We start from the raw sequence: 21,001 nt of genomic DNA on the forward strand, positions 1-21,001 counted from the left end.
TTTTTAAAAGTAAGGGTTTACCAATTTAATTTCAATAGTTTCCCCTTTTGTATAAGGAAGGGAGTTTAAATCTGTTGCAAAGTATTCATAAAATAGCGCATCAAACTCGCCATTTTGCTGCATTATTTCTATTCCCTGCTCAACCGCTTTCGCTAATTCGGGCTTATCCTTAGAGACAAAATAATACAACGCTGTTGGGTAGCTAATATATAAATTAGGCACAACACGTAAATTTTTATGCTGTGGCTCTAAAAGCTCAGAATTTACTTCAATAAATGAGCGCGGAAAATAATCTATGCGGCCTTGGCTAGTAAGCACAAACATGGCTTTTAGGTTTGATAATGGCCTCACGTTTAAACCGTTATTAACCAATATGCGCATATCAGGCCAGTCGTGCCCCTGTACCGAACTAAGCTTTGATAATTGCTCAAGCGTTTTTATGTCTTTAAATTTATCTAAATTGTCTTTATTTGTAACTAGCGCTCTTTTACCGATATAACCTTTAAACAATGGGATTTTGATGGCCGTGGCTAATGACTCTCGTTCAGGGCTACTCATGCTCCAATATAAATCAAGCGAGCCGTCATCAAGTGACATTAAGTTACGCTGCTGATGCGGGTGTACGTCAACAAATTCTATTTCGGCAGGATATTGGGCTCTTATCAATGCCTTGGTTAGCGTATCATAGAGGTAATCATCACGAGCAAAATGCGCATGTTGATCTTTCGGAATTTTTACACTATTTACTTCGCTTGCTACAGCATTTCCAATCAACAAGCTAACTACGCATACGATATACTTTAATGGCAACATCATGATCACCTATTAGTAAATTACCTTTTTACTAGTTGCTAATCGCACTACTGCAGGCGCTGGGCGCCTTCGCTTGCATGTAAAAAGATAGCTATGACGAAATCGTTTGGCTTCTTTCTTTGCATCCGTTGCTAATGCTGCAACCTGATGGCTATTTTTACACTGCTGTAAATCGGGTTCAACTAATCCTATTGATAAGGTAAGTAACGGTACAAACTGCTTTTCACCTTCACGATTTGTAGCCCAATAACCTTTACTGGCTATATGGTCGGGCGTAAAAAAGGTACGAGAACGATATTCAAACTGTTCAATAATACGGTTACAAATACTTACCGCATCATTTTGATCAAAAACAACCATAAAATCGTCACCACCAATATGCCCTACAAAGTTAGCACTATTTACACAGGCTTGCACTGTTACATCAGCCAATAATTTAATGACACTGTCGCCACTAGCGTAGCCATAAAGATCGTTAAACTGTTTAAAGTGATTCAGATCAATATAAGCTAGGTGAAATTTATTTTTATTGCGTAACCTTTGCTCTATAGCCTCGTTAATAGCGACATTACCTGGCAGCATTGTTAGCGGATTAGCGTGCTGTGCGTGGCGAATTTTTTCTTCTGTTATGTGTTTTAAAATATCTCTTAGTGGCGCGAGCCCTAAATAATTGCTATCTCTAGTAATAACAATATGGCGCCTAATATCGAAGTCTTGCTCAGTTATTTGCTTACTCACCGTATCTAGCTTTTGGTCTTCATCAACAATTAGGGGTTGTTTATCCATTAACTCTATAACAGGGCGCTTATCATAAAGGGCATGACCGTAGGGTGCTGCAAACACCTCGGTAAGTTGGTCTTTATGTAGTAAGCCAACAGGCCGCCCCTGTTGATTGATTACTGGTATGCTGATAATTGTTTTATCTTGCTCAAAAAGTAAATGCGCGTTTTTGCAACGGGTATCACTTGCAATAGCTTTTTGTGGCTGGCTTAGCGCACCAATTGCCATTGATTGGTCAAACTGATCACATAATTTAAATGTAAGGGCTTGTATTTGCGCAGAGCTAAAATCACGGCTTGGTTGCAAGTTAGGTCGTTCAAATAAAAAACCTTGTACGTTATTAATGCCTAAACTTTCAACCAATGCTAGCTCTTCAGAGCGTTCAATGCCCTCTGCAATCACTAAGGTGTTTGTTGCTTTAGCTAAAACAATAATTGATTTTAAAAACTCTTTTTTTACCTCACTTTGATCGCAATGATCGATAAAATAGCGGTCTATTTTTACATAGTCGGGACGCAGTGCCGACCACTGTTTCAAGCCAGAGTAGCCAGCCCCTAAATCATCAATCGCAATGGTAAAGCCCAGTTCTCGGTAATGCGCAATGGTTTTAATTAATAAGTCGTCGTTATCTACTTTGTCTTGCTCTGTCACTTCTATAACAACACGATTAGTCGCTAAACCAAAATGCTCGGTTAGGTGTCGTGTTTCGCCTTTTGGGTGGCAAGGATCGAGTAACGTTTTTGGGCTTACATTTAAAAAAAGCTTACCTTGCAGATTTAGCTTAACAAAGTTTTCTATTGCTTTTGAGCGGCACAGCAGCTCTAACTCAGAAATAAGGCCTTCTTGATGCGCAGCTTTAAATAACGAGTTGGGCATTTCTAATGGGCTACTTTGAGGACCGCGACTAAGTGCCTCATAACCAAGAATGAGCTGACCAGATATATCTAAAATAGGCTGAAATAACGTGGTTACTTCTCCGCTATATAAAATAGCCTCTAAGGCTTGTCGTTGAAGGGTCACTACTGGGCTCAATTATCATTTTGATTAGAGCAATAAAATAGCAACTGTGTATGACATATTTATTTCAAATTCTTATATTTCAGGCAACAAAAAACCGCTCATTGAGCGGTTTTTTTAATGCATTTAAGATTATGGCATTGCCATTGGATCTTGATCTGCACCTTCTTTTTCTATTACTTCTGGTATTAAATCTTCTTTACTCACCCCCATTGCAAGCGCAACTGAGCTTGCAACATATACAGATGAATACGTACCAATAAATACACCAAACAATAATGCAGTAGCAAAACCATGAATAGTTTGTCCGCCCCATACAAACAATGCAATCAATACCAAAATAGTGGTGATTGATGTAACAAGAGTACGGTTAAGTGTTTGCGTGAGTGAAATATCGATAATTTCAACGGTATCGTCGATGCGTACTTTACGGAAGTTTTCACGAATACGGTCAGATACAACAATAGTATCATTAAGTGAGTAACCTATTACCGCCAATATTGCCGCTAATATAGTTAAATCGAACTCTAAACCCAAAATTGAAAACAAACCTAACGTAATAATTACATCGTGTAATAGCGCGCCTACAGCACCAACAGCAAATCGCCATTCAAAGCGAAATGCAACGTAGATTAAGATACAAATAAGCGCAGTTAACATGGCTAGGCCACCCTGCTCTTTTAAGTCTTCACCGACACTTGGGCCAACAAACTCAATACGGCGCATTACTACGCTGTCGTCCGCTTTTTTTAGTGCATCAATTACTTGGTTACCAATCACTTCTGCTTTTACGTCGCTACCACGTGGAGCTAAACGCACTAATATATCTTGGCTTGAACCAAATAATTGCACTGACGCATCAGCAAACCCATTCTCAGCTAATACATTACGCACTTTTTTAAGGTCTGCCGGCTGAGAAAACCCCACTTCTACCGCGGTGCCGCCAGTAAAATCAAGACCAAAATTCAAGCCCTTCGTGAACATTGAAACTATCGACGCTACAATTAATAGCGTAGAAAAGCCCATTGCTACTTTTCGAAGAGACATGAAACGAAGGGTTCTACTACCCAAACTTAAAATTTGCATGTCTGCTCCTTAAATAGAAAGTTTATCAATGCGTTTACCACCAATAAATAAGTTGATCACCGCTCGGGTACCAACAATGGCTGTAAACATTGAAGTTAAAATACCAATAGCCAATGTAACCGCAAAGCCTGCAATTGGGCCTGTGCCCACAGCAAACAATATAATTGCCGCAATTAGCGTAGTGATATTAGCATCAAATATAGTGCTAAATGCGCTATCGTAACCAAAATGAACGGCTTGTTGCGGGCTACGACCATCGGCTAGCTCTTCACGAATACGTTCAAAAATAAGTACGTTAGCGTCAACCGCCATACCGACTGTAAGTACAATACCTGCAATACCCGGTAGGGTTAACGTAGCACCCGGAATAAGTGACATTATTCCAACAATAAGCACTAAGTTAGCAGCAAGCGCTAAGTTAGCTACTAAACCAAAGCCCTTGTAGTAGATAAGCATAAAGGCAAGTACAAACGCAAAACCAAGTGCAACCGCAGTCATACCCGCTTCAATGTTTTCTTGGCCTAGGCTTGGGCCTACTGTGCGCTCTTCAACAATCTGAATTGGCGCAACAAGCGCACCGGCACGAAGCAGTAAACTTAAGTTATGTGCTTCTGCTGGGTTATCGATACCTGTAATACGAAAAGAGCGATCTAAACGAGCTTGAATCGTTGCCACGTTAATAACCTCTTCGACCTTAATAGGCGGAAGTGCTTTTCCGTTTTCGTCTTTTTTACCTGATGGTTTGTATTCAATAAATACCGTTGCCATACGCTTGCCAATAGCACGCTTAGTAAAGGCATTCATTTTTGAACCCCCTTTACTGTCGAGTGAAATGCTTACCTGTGGACGTTGGTATTCATCTGCGCCAGATTGCGCGCCAGTGATGTGGCTACCTTCAAGAATAATGCGTTTTTTAAGTACTACAGGGTAACCGTCGCGGCTCATGATCATTTCAGTACCCGCTGGGATACGGCCTTGAGCTGCTGCGCTTGGGTCAGCGTTTTCGTCTACTTCACGAAATTCAAGTGTCGCCGTAGCGCCTAAAATTTCTTTAGCACGAGCGGTATCTTGCACACCAGGTAATTGCACAATAATACGTTCAGCACCTTGGCGTTGTACGTTGGGCTCTGCAACACCAATTTGATTAATACGGTTACGAATAATTGTTTCGTTTTGCTTGATGGCGTAATCACGAATCTCTTTTAGCTTTTGCTCACTCATGGTGGCAAAAAATGCATTATCGTTACTGCTGTCATCAATGTATACGTTAAGTGGATAACGAGATTCTAGAAAGCGCTCTGCGGCGTCTTTATCTTCTTCGTTACGCATTTCAACACGCATGCGGTCAGAGCCGGCTACACGACGAACGCTGCGATAGCGAAGTTTTTCTTCACGCAGATCGCTACGGAAATCTTGTTCCATTTGCTCAAGCTGGTTATCAACCGCTGTTGCCATGTCGATTTCCATGGTGAAATGTACACCACCACTTAAATCTAGACCTAGCTTCATTGGGTTTCCACCAAGGGATTTTAACCAAAGAGGTTGAGCAGGAGCCATATTAATGGCTGAAATGTAATCGTCACTTAGCGAGTCACGCAATAAGTCTTGCGCTTTTAATTGTTCTTCAACATTTTTGAAACGAACAAGTATTTGCCCGCCTTCAAGCTTGGTTGATTTAACCGCTACGTTATGTTTTTTAAGGGTTTCATTTACTTTGTCTACAACACTGAGATCAACATCAGCACCTTTAGCACCCGAAACTTGTATAGCCGGATCACGGCCATACAAGTTTGGAGAAGCATATAAAAGGCCAATGGCAACCACAGCTAAAACAAGTAAATACTTCCACACTGGAAACTTGTTTAACACGGGGTCGTCCTTATTATTTTTATAGCGACTTCATTGTGCCTTTTGGCAATACAGCAGATACAGATGCTTTTTGTACTGTCACTTCTGCTTGCTCATTTAAAGAGATAACGATGAAATCTTTATCTTCAGCAATTTTAACAATCTTACCAACTAAACCACCTTGGGTTAGTACTTCATCGCCTTTAGCCATCGCATTCATTAAGCCTTTATGCTCTTTAACGCGCTTAGCTTGTGGGCGGTAAATTAAAAAGTAAAAAACTAAACCGAAAATAGCTAACATAATTAGCATTTCCATACCGCCACCGGCTGCAGGTGCGCCAGCTGATGCGTGTGCGTTTGAAATAAATAAACTCATAATACTTCCTCTTTAAATTTAAAGTTTAATTTTTTATATCTGCAAGCTCTGGCACGTCTTGGCCGCGGCGAGCGTAAAAATCTTTTACAAATTCTTCTAGTTTACCTTCGCTAATTGCATTGCGCAGGCCTTCCATAACACGCTGATAGTAACGTAAGTTATGTATTGTGTTTAGTCGTGCACCTAAAATTTCGTTACATTTATCAAGGTGATGTAAATAAGCGCGCGAGTAATTTTTACACGTATGGCAATCACAATCAGGGTCAAGTGGACCGGTATCTGTTTTATGCACAGCGTTACGGATTTTAATAATACCCGTAGTAATAAATAAGTGACCGTTACGCGCATTGCGCGTTGGCATAACACAGTCAAACATATCTATGCCGCGACGTACCGATTCAACTAAGTCTTCTGGTTTACCCACACCCATTAAGTATCGTGGTTTATCTTCGGGCATTTTGTACGCACAATGATCAAGAATATTCATCATTTCGTTTTTAGGTTCACCAACTGATAAACCACCTAGTGCATAACCATCAAAGCCAATTTCTTCTAGACCAGCTTGCGATTGTGCACGTAATTCTGGGTACATGCCACCTTGAATAATACCAAATAACGCAGATGGGTTATCGCCGTGACCTTCTTTTGAGCGTTTTGCCCAACGAAGAGACAGCTCCATTGAATCTTTAGCTTCTTTTTCAGTTGCTGGATACGGCGTACATTCGTCAAATATCATTACAATATCTGAGCCTAAATCACGCTGTACTTCCATTGACTTTTCTGGCGACATCATTATTTGATCACCGTTTACTGGTGATTGAAATAAAACACCTTCTTCGGTAATTTTACGCATTGCGCCAAGGCTAAATACTTGGAAACCGCCTGAGTCAGTTAAAATTGGAAAATCCCAATTCATAAAGTCGTGTAAGTCGCCGTGCTGCTTAATAATTTCAGTACCAGGTCGAAGCATTAAGTGAAAGGTATTACCTAAACAAATTTGTGCACCTGTTGCTTTTACTTCGTCAGGTGTCATACCTTTAACAGTACCGTAAGTACCTACAGGCATAAATGCGGGCGTTTCTATTACACCACGGTCAAAAATCAGGCGGCCGCGGCGCGCTTTACCGTCGGTGCGGTCTAATTCAAATTTCATATCATCCTCAATGTCGGAAAAACAGTCCAACAAGCTATAATTTAACCGCTCGATTCTACCCTTTTTGCACAGCTAATACTATTAGCTGCGGTAAATTCGCTCGTGATAATCACCTACAACTAAAAACCCCAGCTAGTATGCTGGGGTTGAGTGTTACTTTTATTTAATAATAAATAAAACAGCGCTATTTACGTGTTAAAAACATAGCATCGCCATAACTAAAAAAGCGATATTTTTGTTCTATTGCAGTGTTATAAGCACCCATAATATTGTCTTGTCCGCTAAACGCGCTCACTAACATAATCAACGTTGACTCAGGTAAATGGAAATTAGTGACCATGGCATCGACGACGTTAAATTGGTAACCCGGAAAAATAAAGATATCGGTATCGCCAAAGTAAGTATCTAGCTTGCCGCCATGTATTTTGGCAGCCGACTCTAGTGAACGCATTGATGTGGTGCCAACAGCGATAACACGCCCGCCATTTGCTTTAGTTTGTGCAACGGCGTCTACCACATCTTGTGGAACTTCAATATATTCTGAATGCATTACGTGTTCGTCAATCGTCTCTACACGAACGGGCTGAAATGTACCTGCACCTACGTGTAACGTAACGAACGCCATTTTTACACCTTTATTTTTAAGCGCAGCCATAAGCGACTCGTCAAAATGTAAGCCTGCTGTAGGCGCTGCCACAGCCCCAGGCTTTTCACCGTAGACTGTTTGATACCGTTCGCGATCAGCTTCATTATCTGGTCGGTCTATATAAGGCGGTAATGGCATGTGGCCAATATCGTTAAGTGTATCGAGTACATTTTTGCTGTGATCAAATTCAAGTTCGAATAAAGTATCGTGACGGGCAATCATAATGGCTTTAGCTTTGCCTTCTAAAATAACCTCATTACCTGGTTTTAATGATTTACTTGCACGAACATGGGCAAGTACGCGGTGCTCATCCAATACCCGTTCTACAAGGACCTCAACCTTACCGCCCGATGCTTTTTGACCAAACATACGCGCAGGTATTACTCGCGTATTATTAAAGATGAGTAAGTCGTTTTCGTTAACTAGCTCAAGAATATCACTAAATACTTTATGGCTTATCTCACCTGTTGGACCATCAAGGCTTAATAAGCGGCTGCTCGTACGATCTTTTTTTGGAAAGCGAGCAATTAATTCATCGGGTAAGTCAAAACTAAAGTCAGCTACGCGCATAGTTGGTAATCCACATCATTAAAAATCGCGCCAAGTGTATATCTATCGTCAATTAAGCTCAAGAAGCCAGCTCAACTTCTGTAAACCTAAGCGTCCTTCTATTCAAAGTGATTATTCAAATCTACTTGTTCTTGCTAACAAAACTCATTACCCTTAGGAATGGTAGTAAGTTACGATTTTTAGGACCTCCTGCGTGGCAGAACAATTAAATTTGCTGATTTTAAATGCAAGCCGTGCTGAGCGCAGGGTAATTAAAGATACTTTAAAAAAGCTTAACGTATTTAGTTTTATTGAAGCAAACGATAGCCAGGAAGCCCTTAAAACTCTAAAGCAACAACCTGTTGATATTATTATCACGGGGCTGAATGTGGGGAAAATAGACGGTTGGCGTTTTTCTCGTATGATTCGCTCCGGGCTATTAAAAACCCCTAAAAACACCCCTATTTTGCTTATGCCACCGACTTACTGCGAACGAATTGCAGAAACAACCGCCCGTAGTTATGGAATCGATGCTGTTTTACCTTTTGAAAACCAAGACATGCTACCGCAAGTTTTGGCTAATGTTTTATCTACACATTTAGAAAAAAGCAGTCGACTCAACCTCCTTTTACTAGAGCCTCACGCCAATAAAGTTGAGTCTATAAGTGAAGAACTAAAACTCAACTTTGCTATTACACATGTTACAACGTGTAAAGCCGCACTTAACCAATACAATCAGCAAAAATTCTCTATTGTGTTACTTGATACCACGCAAGAAAAAGCCGATGAATCTAGCTTACTCGTTGAAAATATTTTACAGCACAACCCTAAGCAAGCCATTGTAACTATTATAGATAATGCTGATGCAGACTATGCCGAGCAGCTTTTGTTATCGGGCGTAACCGATTTTATTCGTGCACCTTACGAACCTTCATTTTTAAATAAAGTATGTGATCATGCCGCTCGCCGAGAAGACTTTATGGTGAGCTACGCCGAATTTGCACAAAAAGTAGAGCAGTTAAGCGTAAGCGAAGTAAGGTATAAAGAACTATTTTCAGCTCATCAGCGCATATTATTGCATCTTAATACTGTTGTACTTGAGCTCGACCAGTTAGGAAAAATTCGCTTTATAAACCCAGCTTGGGAAACCTTAAGTGGATTTGGCGTTAAATCGAGCCTACAAAAAAGCCTTACTCAATTTTATACTGGCGAATGCCAAATAAAGCTAAAAGCAACCATCGACGATATACTCGGAGGTGGAACCGATCATCAACAAATAGAAATAAAACTCCAACATAAAAAGGGAGGCCAAATTTGGGTTGAATGTCGGTTGCAGCTAATTAAAAACAGACGTAATAATGCAACGATCACTGTCACTATTGATAACATTCACGAACGTAAGCAAGCCGAACTTCAATTACGCCACCTTGCGCTACACGATCCATTAACTGGCCTACACAACCGATACCACTTTGACCAAGAGCTAAGTCGTATTTGTAAACCCAAACATACTCACAGCGATGTTGAGCATGCCTTGATTTACATTGACCTTGACCATTTTAAAATTATTAATGATAGCCAAGGCCATCATCAAGGCGACCTGGTCTTAAAAGATGTGGCACAGCTGTTTAAAGACAACATTGAAAAAGAACATTTAGTGTGTCGTATTGGTGGCGATGAATTTGCCGTCATTCTAAAAAATATGAACCTACTTGATGCGCACCTTATTGCAGAAGGTGTTTGTAGTGCCATAGAGCAGCATACCTTTAAGTCTAAAGAGCAAAGCTACACAATAAGCTGCTCTATCGGCTTAACGCAAATTACAGTAAACAATAACGACCCAAATGAGTGCTTAAAGCAAGCCGATATTGCTTTGTATATTGCAAAAAACTTAGGCCGTAATTTAGTTCATTGCTACTCAAAAGAAGATGCGCAAAACAACACGCTTCAAACAGGTCTTGAGTGGGGGCACGAAATCCGCCAGGCACTTCAACAAAATAACATTGAATTACATTACCAGCCTATATGGGATTTTAAAGCAGAAAAAGTTGCGTACTTTGAGGCGCTATTGCGGTTAAAACTTAAAGGCACTCTCATTTACCCTAATCAGTTTATTCCGTCACTAGAAATGCTGAACGACACTTTTTTAATGGATCAGTGCGTAATTAGAAATGCGATTGAAAGTGTTGCAAAATATCCTCAACTTAGCCAAGTTGCTATTAATCTATCTGCGCAATCATTCTTAGATGAGCGACTACTACCACTCATTGAGTCGAACCTTGAAAAGTACAATGTTCCCGCCACTCAGATAATTTTTGAGATCACCGAATCCGCAAGCATAAATAACATACAAGCTACACGTAAGATGATTGAAAAACTCAACTCTTTAGGTTGCCACTTTTCAATAGACGATTTTGGGACCGGCTTTAGTACTTTTAGTTACCTAAAACAACTGCCTGCTCAACATGTAAAAATAGATGGCTCGTTTGTTCGAGACATGCTTAATGACCCTATTGACCTTGCTTTAGTAAAAGCAATTAATGATATTAGCCGCTCACTTGATAAGTACTCTGTTGCAGAGTATGTTGAAAATAAAGAAATATTTTCTACTTTAAAAGATATTGGTGTGGACTACGGGCAAGGTTACTTTATTGCTCGCCCAGTGCCCGTTGAAAAAATAAATGATGAGCTTGAAAAAATTTATCAAAATAAAAGTATTTACCAACAGTAGCCTAGATTAAAACTAACAAATTCGAACAATTTCACGTCACTTTTTTCTTCCATTATCTTCTTTCTTGCCTATACTTTCTTTATCAGATAAAGAGGATGTCATGTAATTTAAAGGATTACACTGTATAAACATGACATTACCCACTAGCAACACATCGTTAATTTTAAGCTACAAGGGTTTTAGGGAGGAAGGTATGGCGCAACTAGTTATATTATTACTGATCATTCACTTTATTATTGCTTACCAATGTTACAGGTATGCAAGTTTAAAAGGTTACCCCGTTAAGGTGTTTACTGTATTAGGGTGCATACCCTACTTTAATGTAGTGGTATGGATTTACTTACTTTTTTTACCTGAACTGGAACCCTTTGAAAGCCAGGTTCAACGCCAAAAGCAGCCATTATAGGCTGCTTTAACTTTTTAATAGCGGTTAATTTTATTTGTCTGGCTCATTAAAGTTTAAACTACATTGGTGCTGTAAAAACACCTCAAGCTGCTGGCTAAACAATTTAAAATCGCGAATACGTCCTGTTGTTTTTCGCCAGAGAATACCAATATCGCGATAGGCATCGCTTTGTGAAGGCGTGGCTACCATCTGTTTATTATCTAAAATACCGGCATTAATTGCCATTTGTGGTAAAAAGGTCACCCCGAGCTGGTGTTCAACCATACTGAGTAACGTATGCAAGCTTGCCGCTTCAAATGGGTTAATACAACTAGAGCGGTTTAAATGGCACGCACTCAGCGCGTGACCCGTCATACAGTGCTCTCGCTCTAACAAAAACACACTGGCATCTGGTAATAAATTAAAGTCTTCTACACCCTTTGCTGGCATATAATCTTTATGGTGCACCAGACTAAAATGATCTTTCGCTAAAATTTGAGTATGAAACTTATCGGTTGCATACGGTAGTGCCAATAACGCTAAATCAATGTGTCCATGCTCTAACTTATCCAATAACTTATCGCTGGTATCTTCAATTAATACCAACTCTAATTCACAAAAAGTTTGCTGGCAAAAATGATACAAAGGCGCAGCAATAAAGCTAGCAATAGTCGGGATCACGCCAACGGTTAATTTCCCGCTAAGCGGCGTTAAAAAACTTTTTGTAAGCTCTTTTAGGCTGATAGTGTCATTGATTATTTTTCGTGAACGCTCAACAACCTCTTCTCCTATGCTTGTAAACATAAGGCTTCGGTTTTCACGCTCAATAAGTTGACAACCTAGCGTTTCTTCAAGGTTTTGAATGGCACTGCTTAGTGTCGACTGGCCAATAAAACAGGCACTGGCTGCGCGGCCAAAGTGCTGGTGCTGATGAACAGCAAGTAAATACTGAAGCTGTTTAATACTCGGAAGATTGGTCATTTTTTCTTTCCACAAATAAAAAGACCCCAATACCTAGGGCATTGAGATCTTTTCAAGCTAAAAGTCTTTTAGTACTTTTTTGTTAAACCCCAAATGCGGTTCTCAGTACGTAGAAGATAACAATAGCAAGGGCAGCACCAACTGGCAACGTTATTACCCAAGAAACTACAATGTTTCTGATAACGCTCATGTTAAGTGCACCAATACCACGCGCCATACCTACACCTAATACCGCACCCACTAAGGTTTGAGTAGTAGATATTGGCATACCAGTTCCTGATGCAATAACAACAGTAGAGGCAGCGGCAAGTTCTGCAGCAAAACCACGGCTAGGCGTTAAATGTGTAATGCCTTCACCAATTGTTTTAATTACTTTTTTACCTAAAATAGCAAGACCTGCAACAATACCAAAACCACCTAGAGGAAGAATCCACCAAGCAATCGCTGCTTTCTTAGCAATTTCACCATTGTTTTCAACAATGTTTACAACAGCAGCTAGTGGACCAATTGCATTAGCAACGTCGTTAGACCCGTGAGCAAATGCCATACAACAAGCCGTTAGTACCATTAATACCGCAAACACTTTTTCTACGTTATTAAATTGCATTTGCTTGTCAGCTTTAGGGTCGATGTTTAAGCGAGAGATAGCAATTTTACCAATAATGGCAACAACCACTGCAACACCAATTGAAAGCGCGTAGCCTTCAACAGAACCTAGGTTAATACCAACATGCTTTAAACCTTTTTTGATCGTAACTAAAGCCATGATAAAACCGGCTAAACCCATGTAGATTGGTACGTAGCGCTTAGCGTTCTTTAATGGTGCATCGGTATCAAATATAAGCTTTTGTGCGCTCATGAATATTAGGTACGCAATAAAGCCGGATATCGCTGGTGTAATGATCCAGCTTCCCACAATACCGCCTACTTTATTCCACTGGATTGCTTCTGTACCCACTGCAACTAGCGCAAAACCAATGATTGCACCAATAATAGAGTGAGTTGTTGATACTGGCCAACCTAAGAATGAAGCGATTAATAGCCATGAACCCGCAGCAAATAATGCGGCAATCATACCTAGTACCATCAGTTCTGGGATGTTTGCAAACGGTGCAGCATCAATTATTCCTTTACGAATAGTTGATGTAACTTCACCCCCTGCTAAATAAGCACCAGCAAACTCAAAAACCATGGCTATTAAAATAGCTTGTTTAATTGTTAATGCTTTTGAACCTACAGATGTACCCATGGCGTTCGCAACGTCGTTCGCGCCAATACCATAAGCCATGAAAAAACCAACAGCCGCGGCAATTAAAACTAATACCGTGCCGTAAGATGCAATGATATCCATTGTATAACCTTAATCTTTCGTGTTTGAACTGATTTTAAATTAACGAGCTAACATCAGCTCAAGACGTGATCCTACGCGCTCTGCAATATCTGCAAGCTCGCCAACCCATTCAATAATGCTGTATAAAAACATTACATCTACAGGGTTAAGCTCACCTTCTACTTCACGTAGTTGGCGGCGTACTTTAATTTGCATGTCATCCGTGTCTTGTTCGATTGCATCCAATTCAACGAGCATTTTTTCTACTAAGGTCACTTCGCGACCTTTAAAGCCTGTTTCTAATAGCTCTTCTAACTCGTTTATTGCTTTAGATGCTTGTTTAGTTGCATCTACACAACGAGTTAAGTAAGCCAAGAAATCAGCTTGCATGACTGCTGGTATGGTCATTTCACGACCGATTACACGTCCAGCAATGTCTTTTGCTTTATTTGCAATTTTGTCTTGTTGAGTTACTAATTCGAGCAGATCTGTACGTTCTACCGGCATAAATAAACCGCGTGGTAACTGTAAACGTATGTCTCTTTTCATGTCATCGGCTTCACGCTCTAAATTACGAATAGTAATACGAAGCTCTTCTGCTTGTGTCCACTCTTCTTTAAAAACGTGATTAAAAAAAGGTATCAAAGCTTTACTCGCTTGATGAACTTTTTTGATGTGATCTTCCATTGGTTTGAAAGGAGATTTTGCAAAAACTCCTAAAAACGCGTTTGTAGGCATAACTGACCCTTTAATCAAATTACATGCGTGCAGCATGCGATTTTACAGTATTCACAACAATTGTGAACGGTTTTTATTATTTAACTTATAGCTAAATAAACAAAGCGGCCTATAGCCGCTTTGTTAAAAATGCGCTAATGAACTTTAAAGCGATTTTTCAATATCTTCCTGTGATATATGGCGAATATCTTTACCATTTACAAAGTAGATAATGTACTCGGCAATGTTCTGACAGCGGTCACCAATTCGCTCTAATGAACGCACTGACCAAACTAAATCCATAATTTTTGGAATTGAACGTGGATCTTCCATCATGTATGTCATAATTTGACGTGTTATTGCTTCATATTCGCGATCAACTTTAGCATCTTCTTTGTGTACTTCAAATGCGCGTTGCACATCCATGCGTGCAAACGCATCAAGTACATCATGCAACATTTTTAGAACCTGACGACCCATATTTTCAATATTCACCAACAAATCTTGTTGATCTTTAGTGAAGGAATCAAGAGCCACTTTTGCAATACGCTCAGCTTCATCACCAATACGCTCTAAGTCAGCAATGGTTTTTGCAATAGCAATCACCAAACGTAAATCGCTTGCCGCGGGCTGGCGACGCGCAATAATACGCGTACATTCTTCGTCAATACTCACTTCCATGGCATTAACTTTGTAGTCGTTTTGACGCACTTTTTCTGCAAGTTCTGCATCATTTGTGCTTACCGCATCAAGTGCACTACTTAGTTGCTGTTCAACTAATCCACCCATGCTTAGTACATGGTTACGAACATTTTCAAGCTCTTGATTAAAGCGGCCAGAAATATGCTTATTAATATTATGTTCCATAATTACCTTCTCTCTAAATCTTGTACAACACAGTACTGTTAATTATTTAGCCGTAACGACCTGTAATATAATCTTCAGTCTTTTTCTTCGTTGGTGTTGTAAATAAGGTATTTGTATCTGAGTACTCAATCAGCTCACCCATGTACATAAAGGCTGTTTGGTCAGATACTCGCGCTGCTTGTTGCATGTTATGCGTAACAATAACAACGGTAAATTTGTTCTTTAAATCGTTAATTAACTCTTCAATAACTAAAGTAGAAATTGGATCAAGTGCCGACGTTGGTTCATCTAACAATAAAACCTCAGGCTCTATCGCAATAGAACGAGCAATCACTAAACGCTGTTGCTGACCGCCTGATAAACCAAAGGCACTGTCGTGTAATCTATCTTTTACTTCATCCCATAAAGCTGCGCCACGTAATGACTGCTCTACTACTTCGTCTAACTTACGCTTTTCTTTAATGCCCTGTAAGCGTAGACCATAGACTACATTTTCATAAATCGATTTTGGAAATGGATTTGGGCGCTGAAACACCATTCCCACGTTACGGCGAAGCGCCGCAACATCTACATTTTTATCGTAAATATTTTGCCCATGAAGGAGTATTTCACCTTCAATTCGACAAATATCAACTAAGTCATTCATTCGGTTAATACAACGCAGTAATGTTGATTTACCACAACCAGATGGGCCGATAAACGCCGTTACTTGGCCTTTTGGAATGTTCATATTAACTTTACTAAGCGCTTGTTTATCACCATAGTAAAGATCGAGATCTTTAATCTCTAACGCTTTTTGCTCGTCTGTTAAATTGTCTAAATCTAACTTCATGCCCAAATTGGCTTGGTTTACTTTTGGAGCGACTGTAATCATGTTTGTTACCTATTAAATCTTTACTAATTAGTGTTCAAGCGATCTGAATTTTTCACGTAAATGGTTACGTATACCAATGGCCGTTATATTGAGTGTAATGATAACCGACACAAGTAAAAATGCCGTTGCATATACCAGCGGACGTGCCGCTTCAACATTCGGGCTTTGGAAGCCAACATCGTAAATATGAAAGCCTAAGTGCATGAACTTTCTGTCTAAGTGAAAATACGGAAAGTTGCCGTCTAGTGGTAACGTGGGTGCCATTTTAACAACACCTACCAACATCAGTGGCGCAACTTCGCCTGCTGCACGTGCAACAGCCAGTATTAAACCCGTCATAATTGCAGGGCTTGCCATTGGAATTACGATACGCCATAGGGTTTCAACTTTAGTTGCACCCAATGCCAACGAACCGTCACGCACAGTGCTTGGAATACGTGATAAACCTTCTTCCGTAGATACAATAACAACGGGTAAAGTTAGTATTGCCAATGTTAATGCAGACCACATTACACCCGGTGTGCCAAATACTGGCGTTGGTGAAGACTCTGGGTAAAACAACTGGTCAATACTGCCACCAAGCATGTATACAAAAAAGCCTAAACCGAATACACCATAAACAATGGAAGGTACACCCGCCAAGTTGATTACCGCGATACGAATCATTTTTGTGACCGCATTTTTAGCCGCGTATTCGTGCAAGTAAATAGCAGCAACAACACCAAACGGCGTAACTATCACGGCCATCAACATAACCATAAATACAGTACCAAATATAGCAGGGAATACACCCCCTTCAGTATTTGCTTCGCGTGGATCGTCAGATACAAACTTGCCTAATTGACCAAAGTAATGACCTAGCTTTGCAAAAAAGCCCATGTCGTTCGGAAACCACACATCCAGTACTTGATACATTGGGATCGTGACTATTTCGCCGCGCATATCTTTTACCGTAACATGGTCGCGCTTAGCCTGTTTACGCAGTGCAAATAACTCTTTTTCAAGTTCGCCGTACTCTGCACGTAATTCTGCGCGCATTTTTGCAAGCTCTGCAACACGTTCATCTGTTAACTGGTTGTCAAGTAGGTAGCTTTTCTCTTTTAAACGTAGACGCTCAAGTTCATAGTTAATATGACCTATATCGCCATTTTGTAAATCCAATGCTTCATCGTTTAAATCTACAGCACGCTCAACAAGGTCATATAAAGCATCAACTTTATCACCCTCTACTGGTTTACCATCTTTAAATACACTTTCTACATAGCCGTAAAAGTTACCATTTTTGCTACGTTCAAATACTGCAAGCGTAGCGGGTGTAGACTTTGCTTTTATGTCGGTTTCAAGTATCCAACGAAAATCTAAATCTACGTATTCACGGTTACCTGTTTTAATAAGTAAGCGTTCAAATTCTTCTTTATCAAATGCTGAAACATCAACACCTGTTGCTGCCAAACGCTCTTTAGGTACGAGTTCACGGTCGTAAACTTCACCAATAACGGTTTGCTTTGCAATTGAGCCTTCAAGCTCAAACTGTACAACTTGAGAAGGCCAGAAAAAACTCAATCCCTTCCAGGCTATCATTGCTAATATACCTAAAACCGAAATCAAGCTGATGCTCACTGCACCGCCGGTCATCCAAATCCAAGGAGAACCAGACTTAAACCACTGCTTTACCATGTCGTGTCTCTCCACTTACATTGAGCTGTATTTTTCACGTAACTGCTGACGAACAAACTCAGCTAACGTGTTAAATACAAAGGTGAATATGAATAGTACAAAGGCTGCTAAAAACAATATTCTGTAATGCGAGCTACCTACTTCTGATTCAGGCATTTCTACCGCAATATTAGCCGCCAGCGTTCTCATGCCTTGGAAAATACTCCAGTCCATAATCGGTGTGTTACCTGTTGCCATGAGTACAATCATGGTTTCGCCCACGGCACGGCCAAGGCCCATCATTACCGCAGAAAATATACCAGGGCTTGCAGTTAACAGCACAACACGAACTAGTGTTTGCCATTGAGTTGCACCCAATGCTAGTGAACCATTTGATAAGTGCTTAGGTACGCTAAATACAGCGTCTTCCGCAATAGAGAAGATAGTAGGCACCACTGCAAAACCCATTGCTATACCGACTACCAATGAATTACGTTGGTCAAATGTCATGCCTAACTCGTTTGTTAGATACTGACGTACATTCCCGTCAAACATCCACAGCTCTACTGTTTCGCTCATCGCAAACGATAACCAACCAACCACTAATACAACAGGAATCAAAATAATTGAATGAGACCCTTCAGGTATTTTATGGCGAATACTCGCTGGTAATTTTGTCCAAGCAAGTGCTGAACCTAAAATACCCACAGGTAATAAAATGAGTAAGCCAACAATTGCAGGTAAGTGCTCTTCAATTAATGGGGCTAACCAAAGACCCGCTAAAAAGCCCAAAATAACAGTAGGAAGTGCTTCCATTATTTCAACGGTTGGCTTTACAACTTTACGTAACCCACTCGACATAAAATACGCAGTGTAAATTGCCGACGAAATCGCAATAGGTACTGCAAATAGCATGGCGTAAAAAGCCGCTTTAATTGTACCGAACGAAATAGGTACAAGCGAAAACTTAGATTCAAAGTCATCACTTGCAGAAGTTGATTGCCAAATATATGCAGGCTCTGGGTAACCTTCGTACCATACTTCTTGCCATAACGCAGACCAGGTTACTTCAGGGTGCTCGTTGTGAACTTCTAATACCGTTAACTTGCCATCCGCTAAAATTAACGCTGCATTTGAGCGCGGTGCAATTGCAAAGTGTTTAATTTCGCCTTCACTTACTTTACCTTGCCACAACTTAGCTTCGCTTGTTGTGTAGTAAACACCCAGCTCACCGTTACTACTAGTAGTGAAAAAAGTACGACGATAAAATTCTGTAAATATATTTAATTTACTTTGTTTAGTTGTTTCAAACGCACGAATTTTTTGAAACTGACGGCCAATATCTGTGTTTACTTCAAACCACTGCGATACTTCGCCGTTATCGTTAGCAAGCATTAATGAGTTTGCACCCGCTAGTAACTGAGCCGACACTATATTAGCGCTTTCTTCATTAGCTGATAATAATTGAATTTGCTCTACTTCACTTGGGTCGCGCGTGTCATAAACGTAAATTTGATTAGCTGAACGAATAAACGTACGTGTTGTATCTGGCGAAATTAAAAGCTCATCTACACGGCCTTCAATATCAAGCTCTGTTCTCTCAACAACCCACTCAACTTCACCCGTAAACATGTTTTCTTCGGCAACAAAACTGCTAAATAAAACACGCTTATCTGCGGTTAATGCAACAACCGCCGTTTTATCTTCATAATGAGTAAACGCAAAACGTTTAATTGCAGCGCCTTGAGCGTCAACTTCTAACGCCATTTCACCAAGGGGGTAATCAACTCGGGGCGTTAATTTACGTTCGTTATTTGGAAAGGTAACTAAAAACTTAGGTACAACCACCATCACAGTGCCGTTTTCTAAACCATATGCGTATTGGCCTTGAAACGGTGCGCTAGTTGCAAAGCTTGTTACTTCACTTGGAAGAGCAACATTAAGTGTTTTAAGTTTTTTACCAAAACGTGCTTTTTCTACATTGTAAAAATCAACTTGGCCTTGCTGGCTAAGCAAATAAGCAACTTCGGTTTGCTCTTCAACACCTAAGCCAACGATTTGATCTGCGTTACTTACAGTGAAACTGTCGCGCTTTTCAACTTTAGCCGACTCAAAAATTGGCTGTACTACATAAAGAAGGTAGAAAAATATTAACAACAGCGCTATTAATACCATTACTCCACCGGCGGTTATGCCAAATTTGGCAAACCTGTCTTTAAATAGACGGCTTCGATCCGTATTAAAAGACGGTTTATTCGGATTGGAAGTCATCAAAACACCTTTAAATCTTAACGTTCCATAAATTATATTTCATCAAGATGACAGTAATGTTACAACGGTCATAATAAGCACTTTAATTAAAGGTATATCTAAGGTGGCATATATTATTGTATTAATTAAGATGAAAATAAGGTGTTTAACAGAGAAACTAAATAACAAAAATAATTGGACAAAGCATTTAACGAGGTTAATACTCAAATGGTAAATTAAGGAATGCGCTTACCTTTTTCATTCACGTTAAATTAATCATTAGTACAATAAAATCATAAATTTATAATAGCGCGATAGCATCAAAACATAACTTTATTTAATGCCTACGCATTTACATTCTTCAGGCTAAAGAGAGGCACAATTTATGAAGCAGTTGGTAATAACTATTTTAGGAAAGGATCGTCCAGGCTTAGTAGAAGATATTTCATCGGTAGTTTTAAAAAATCATGGCAACTGGTTATGTAGTAATCTTAGCCATTTATTAGGTCATTTTGCAGGCATTATTCAGCTAGAAGTTGCCGAAGAGCATTTTCAGGAACTGCAAAATGCGCTGAGCGCTTTACCAAAACTTGAAGTACGTATTGAAGCTGGCAATACTGAAATCGAACCTTCACCACGTGAACAAATCAATTTAGTTATCACAGGGAACGATCGCCCTGGTATTGTCCAAGAGCTTGCAAGCGTAATACGACACAAAGGGGCAAGCATTACTCATTTAAATTCAAGACAACAAAGCGCTCCCAACTGGGGAGTCCCTATTTTTAGCGCTGTTGCAACTGTTGCCTTACCTAACGGAATGGATAAAGACGAAGTTATTGATGCGCTTGAATCAATAACCAGCGACTTGATAGTAGATACAGAAGAAGCGTAATTCTTATATTGCGTGTCATACAAGTGACACGCATGTCATTTTAATGTCAT

At 40.0% G+C, this 21,001-nt stretch carries 17 protein-coding genes; 3 read left to right on the top strand and 14 right to left on the bottom strand.

All coding sequences use genetic code 11. The features are described from left to right. Positions 1-3: 3 nt before the first annotated feature. The 7 genes from ATS71_RS04740 to queA form a co-directional block, all read right to left on the bottom strand. A complete protein-coding gene (locus tag ATS71_RS04740) occupies positions 4-813 on the bottom strand; it encodes a substrate-binding periplasmic protein (RefSeq protein ID WP_058403775.1) in 810 nt (269 codons plus the stop codon). A gap of 12 nt (positions 814-825) precedes the next feature. After that, entirely contained in the window at positions 826-2,613 is a 1,788-nt protein-coding gene (locus ATS71_RS04745) for a bifunctional diguanylate cyclase/phosphodiesterase (protein WP_058403776.1), read from the bottom strand. 129 nt (positions 2,614-2,742) lie between these two features. Next, the gene (secF, locus tag ATS71_RS04750; protein WP_058403777.1) at positions 2,743-3,696 is read right to left on the bottom strand and encodes a protein translocase subunit SecF; all 954 of its coding nucleotides are present in this window, start codon (positions 3,694-3,696) and stop codon (positions 2,743-2,745) included. A gap of 9 nt (positions 3,697-3,705) precedes the next feature. Continuing rightward, a complete protein-coding gene (secD, locus tag ATS71_RS04755) occupies positions 3,706-5,565 on the bottom strand; it encodes a protein translocase subunit SecD (protein ID WP_058403778.1) in 1,860 nt (619 codons plus the stop codon). 19 nt (positions 5,566-5,584) lie between these two features. After that, entirely contained in the window at positions 5,585-5,920 is a 336-nt protein-coding gene (yajC, locus tag ATS71_RS04760) for a preprotein translocase subunit YajC (RefSeq protein WP_006791188.1), read from the bottom strand. Between the two features lie 25 nt (positions 5,921-5,945). Further along, on the bottom strand, positions 5,946-7,073 hold the full coding sequence (tgt, locus tag ATS71_RS04765) for a tRNA guanosine(34) transglycosylase Tgt (protein ID WP_058403779.1): 1,128 nt from the start codon (positions 7,071-7,073) through the stop codon (positions 5,946-5,948). Positions 7,074-7,257: 184 nt separating this feature from the next. Beyond that, positions 7,258-8,289, bottom strand: coding sequence for a tRNA preQ1(34) S-adenosylmethionine ribosyltransferase-isomerase QueA (gene queA, locus ATS71_RS04770; protein WP_058403780.1), 1,032 nt, complete (start codon positions 8,287-8,289; stop codon positions 7,258-7,260). Positions 8,290-8,482: 193 nt separating this feature from the next. On the opposite strand from queA, the gene ATS71_RS04775 reads away from it, so the two are divergent. Then, the gene (locus tag ATS71_RS04775) at positions 8,483-10,999 is read left to right on the top strand and encodes an EAL domain-containing protein (protein ID WP_058403781.1); all 2,517 of its coding nucleotides are present in this window, start codon (positions 8,483-8,485) and stop codon (positions 10,997-10,999) included. Positions 11,000-11,192: 193 nt separating this feature from the next. Next, a complete protein-coding gene (locus ATS71_RS04780) occupies positions 11,193-11,405 on the top strand; it encodes a hypothetical protein (RefSeq protein WP_058403833.1) in 213 nt (70 codons plus the stop codon). 30 nt (positions 11,406-11,435) lie between these two features. Here the strand turns inward: ATS71_RS04780 and ATS71_RS04785 are convergent, their stop codons facing one another. The 7 genes from ATS71_RS04785 to ATS71_RS04815 all read right to left on the bottom strand — a co-directional run bounded on the left by ATS71_RS04785 (position 11,436) and on the right by ATS71_RS04815 (position 20,080). Next, positions 11,436-12,365 (bottom strand): hydrogen peroxide-inducible genes activator, encoded by a 930-nt coding sequence (locus ATS71_RS04785; RefSeq protein ID WP_058403782.1) that lies wholly within the window; start codon positions 12,363-12,365, stop codon positions 11,436-11,438. An 82-nt stretch (positions 12,366-12,447) separates the two neighbouring features. Further along, entirely contained in the window at positions 12,448-13,716 is a 1,269-nt protein-coding gene (locus ATS71_RS04790; protein WP_010556661.1) for an inorganic phosphate transporter, read from the bottom strand. A gap of 39 nt (positions 13,717-13,755) precedes the next feature. Then, entirely contained in the window at positions 13,756-14,433 is a 678-nt protein-coding gene (locus ATS71_RS04795; protein ID WP_058403783.1) for a TIGR00153 family protein, read from the bottom strand. Positions 14,434-14,577: 144 nt separating this feature from the next. Next, on the bottom strand, positions 14,578-15,279 hold the full coding sequence (gene phoU, locus ATS71_RS04800) for a phosphate signaling complex protein PhoU (protein WP_058403784.1): 702 nt from the start codon (positions 15,277-15,279) through the stop codon (positions 14,578-14,580). A gap of 46 nt (positions 15,280-15,325) precedes the next feature. Further along, positions 15,326-16,153 carry a phosphate ABC transporter ATP-binding protein PstB gene (gene pstB, locus ATS71_RS04805; protein ID WP_006791197.1) on the bottom strand — a complete coding sequence of 276 codons (828 nt, stop codon included), beginning with the start codon at positions 16,151-16,153 and terminating at the stop codon, positions 15,326-15,328. A gap of 27 nt (positions 16,154-16,180) precedes the next feature. Then, complete coding sequence (gene pstA / locus ATS71_RS04810) at positions 16,181-17,830, bottom strand: phosphate ABC transporter permease PstA (RefSeq protein ID WP_058403785.1); 1,650 nt, start codon at positions 17,828-17,830, stop codon at positions 16,181-16,183. A 15-nt stretch (positions 17,831-17,845) separates the two neighbouring features. After that, entirely contained in the window at positions 17,846-20,080 is a 2,235-nt protein-coding gene (locus ATS71_RS04815) for an ABC transporter permease subunit (protein WP_058403786.1), read from the bottom strand. A 364-nt stretch (positions 20,081-20,444) separates the two neighbouring features. On the opposite strand from ATS71_RS04815, the gene ATS71_RS04820 reads away from it, so the two are divergent. Beyond that, positions 20,445-20,951: a glycine cleavage system protein R gene (locus tag ATS71_RS04820; RefSeq protein WP_058403787.1), complete on the top strand. Its 507-nt coding sequence runs from the start codon at positions 20,445-20,447 to the stop codon at positions 20,949-20,951. The last annotated feature ends 50 nt before the right edge of the window (positions 20,952-21,001 follow it).

This window comes from Pseudoalteromonas sp. H71 (genome assembly GCF_001468485.1).
Lineage (GTDB): Bacteria > Pseudomonadota > Gammaproteobacteria > Enterobacterales > Alteromonadaceae > Pseudoalteromonas.

Excerpts from the sequence above, each read along its gene's own strand:
- ATS71_RS04740 (WP_058403775.1), bottom strand. The coding sequence starts at position 813 with ATGTTGCCATTAAAGTATATCGTATGCGTAGTTAGCTTGTTGATTGGA.
- secF (WP_058403777.1), bottom strand. The coding sequence starts at position 3,696 with ATGCAAATTTTAAGTTTGGGTAGTAGAACCCTTCGTTTCATGTCTCTT.
- yajC (WP_006791188.1), bottom strand. The coding sequence starts at position 5,920 with ATGAGTTTATTTATTTCAAACGCACACGCATCAGCTGGCGCACCTGCA.
- tgt (WP_058403779.1), bottom strand. The coding sequence starts at position 7,073 with ATGAAATTTGAATTAGACCGCACCGACGGTAAAGCGCGCCGCGGCCGC.
- queA (WP_058403780.1), bottom strand. The coding sequence starts at position 8,289 with ATGCGCGTAGCTGACTTTAGTTTTGACTTACCCGATGAATTAATTGCT.
- ATS71_RS04780 (WP_058403833.1), top strand. The coding sequence starts at position 11,193 with ATGGCGCAACTAGTTATATTATTACTGATCATTCACTTTATTATTGCT.
- ATS71_RS04785 (WP_058403782.1), bottom strand. The coding sequence starts at position 12,365 with ATGACCAATCTTCCGAGTATTAAACAGCTTCAGTATTTACTTGCTGTT.
- ATS71_RS04790 (WP_010556661.1), bottom strand. The coding sequence starts at position 13,716 with ATGGATATCATTGCATCTTACGGCACGGTATTAGTTTTAATTGCCGCG.
- ATS71_RS04795 (WP_058403783.1), bottom strand. The coding sequence starts at position 14,433 with ATGCCTACAAACGCGTTTTTAGGAGTTTTTGCAAAATCTCCTTTCAAA.
- phoU (WP_058403784.1), bottom strand. The coding sequence starts at position 15,279 with ATGGAACATAATATTAATAAGCATATTTCTGGCCGCTTTAATCAAGAG.
- pstB (WP_006791197.1), bottom strand. The coding sequence starts at position 16,153 with ATGATTACAGTCGCTCCAAAAGTAAACCAAGCCAATTTGGGCATGAAG.
- pstA (WP_058403785.1), bottom strand. The coding sequence starts at position 17,830 with ATGGTAAAGCAGTGGTTTAAGTCTGGTTCTCCTTGGATTTGGATGACC.
- ATS71_RS04815 (WP_058403786.1), bottom strand. The coding sequence starts at position 20,080 with ATGACTTCCAATCCGAATAAACCGTCTTTTAATACGGATCGAAGCCGT.
- ATS71_RS04820 (WP_058403787.1), top strand. The coding sequence starts at position 20,445 with ATGAAGCAGTTGGTAATAACTATTTTAGGAAAGGATCGTCCAGGCTTA.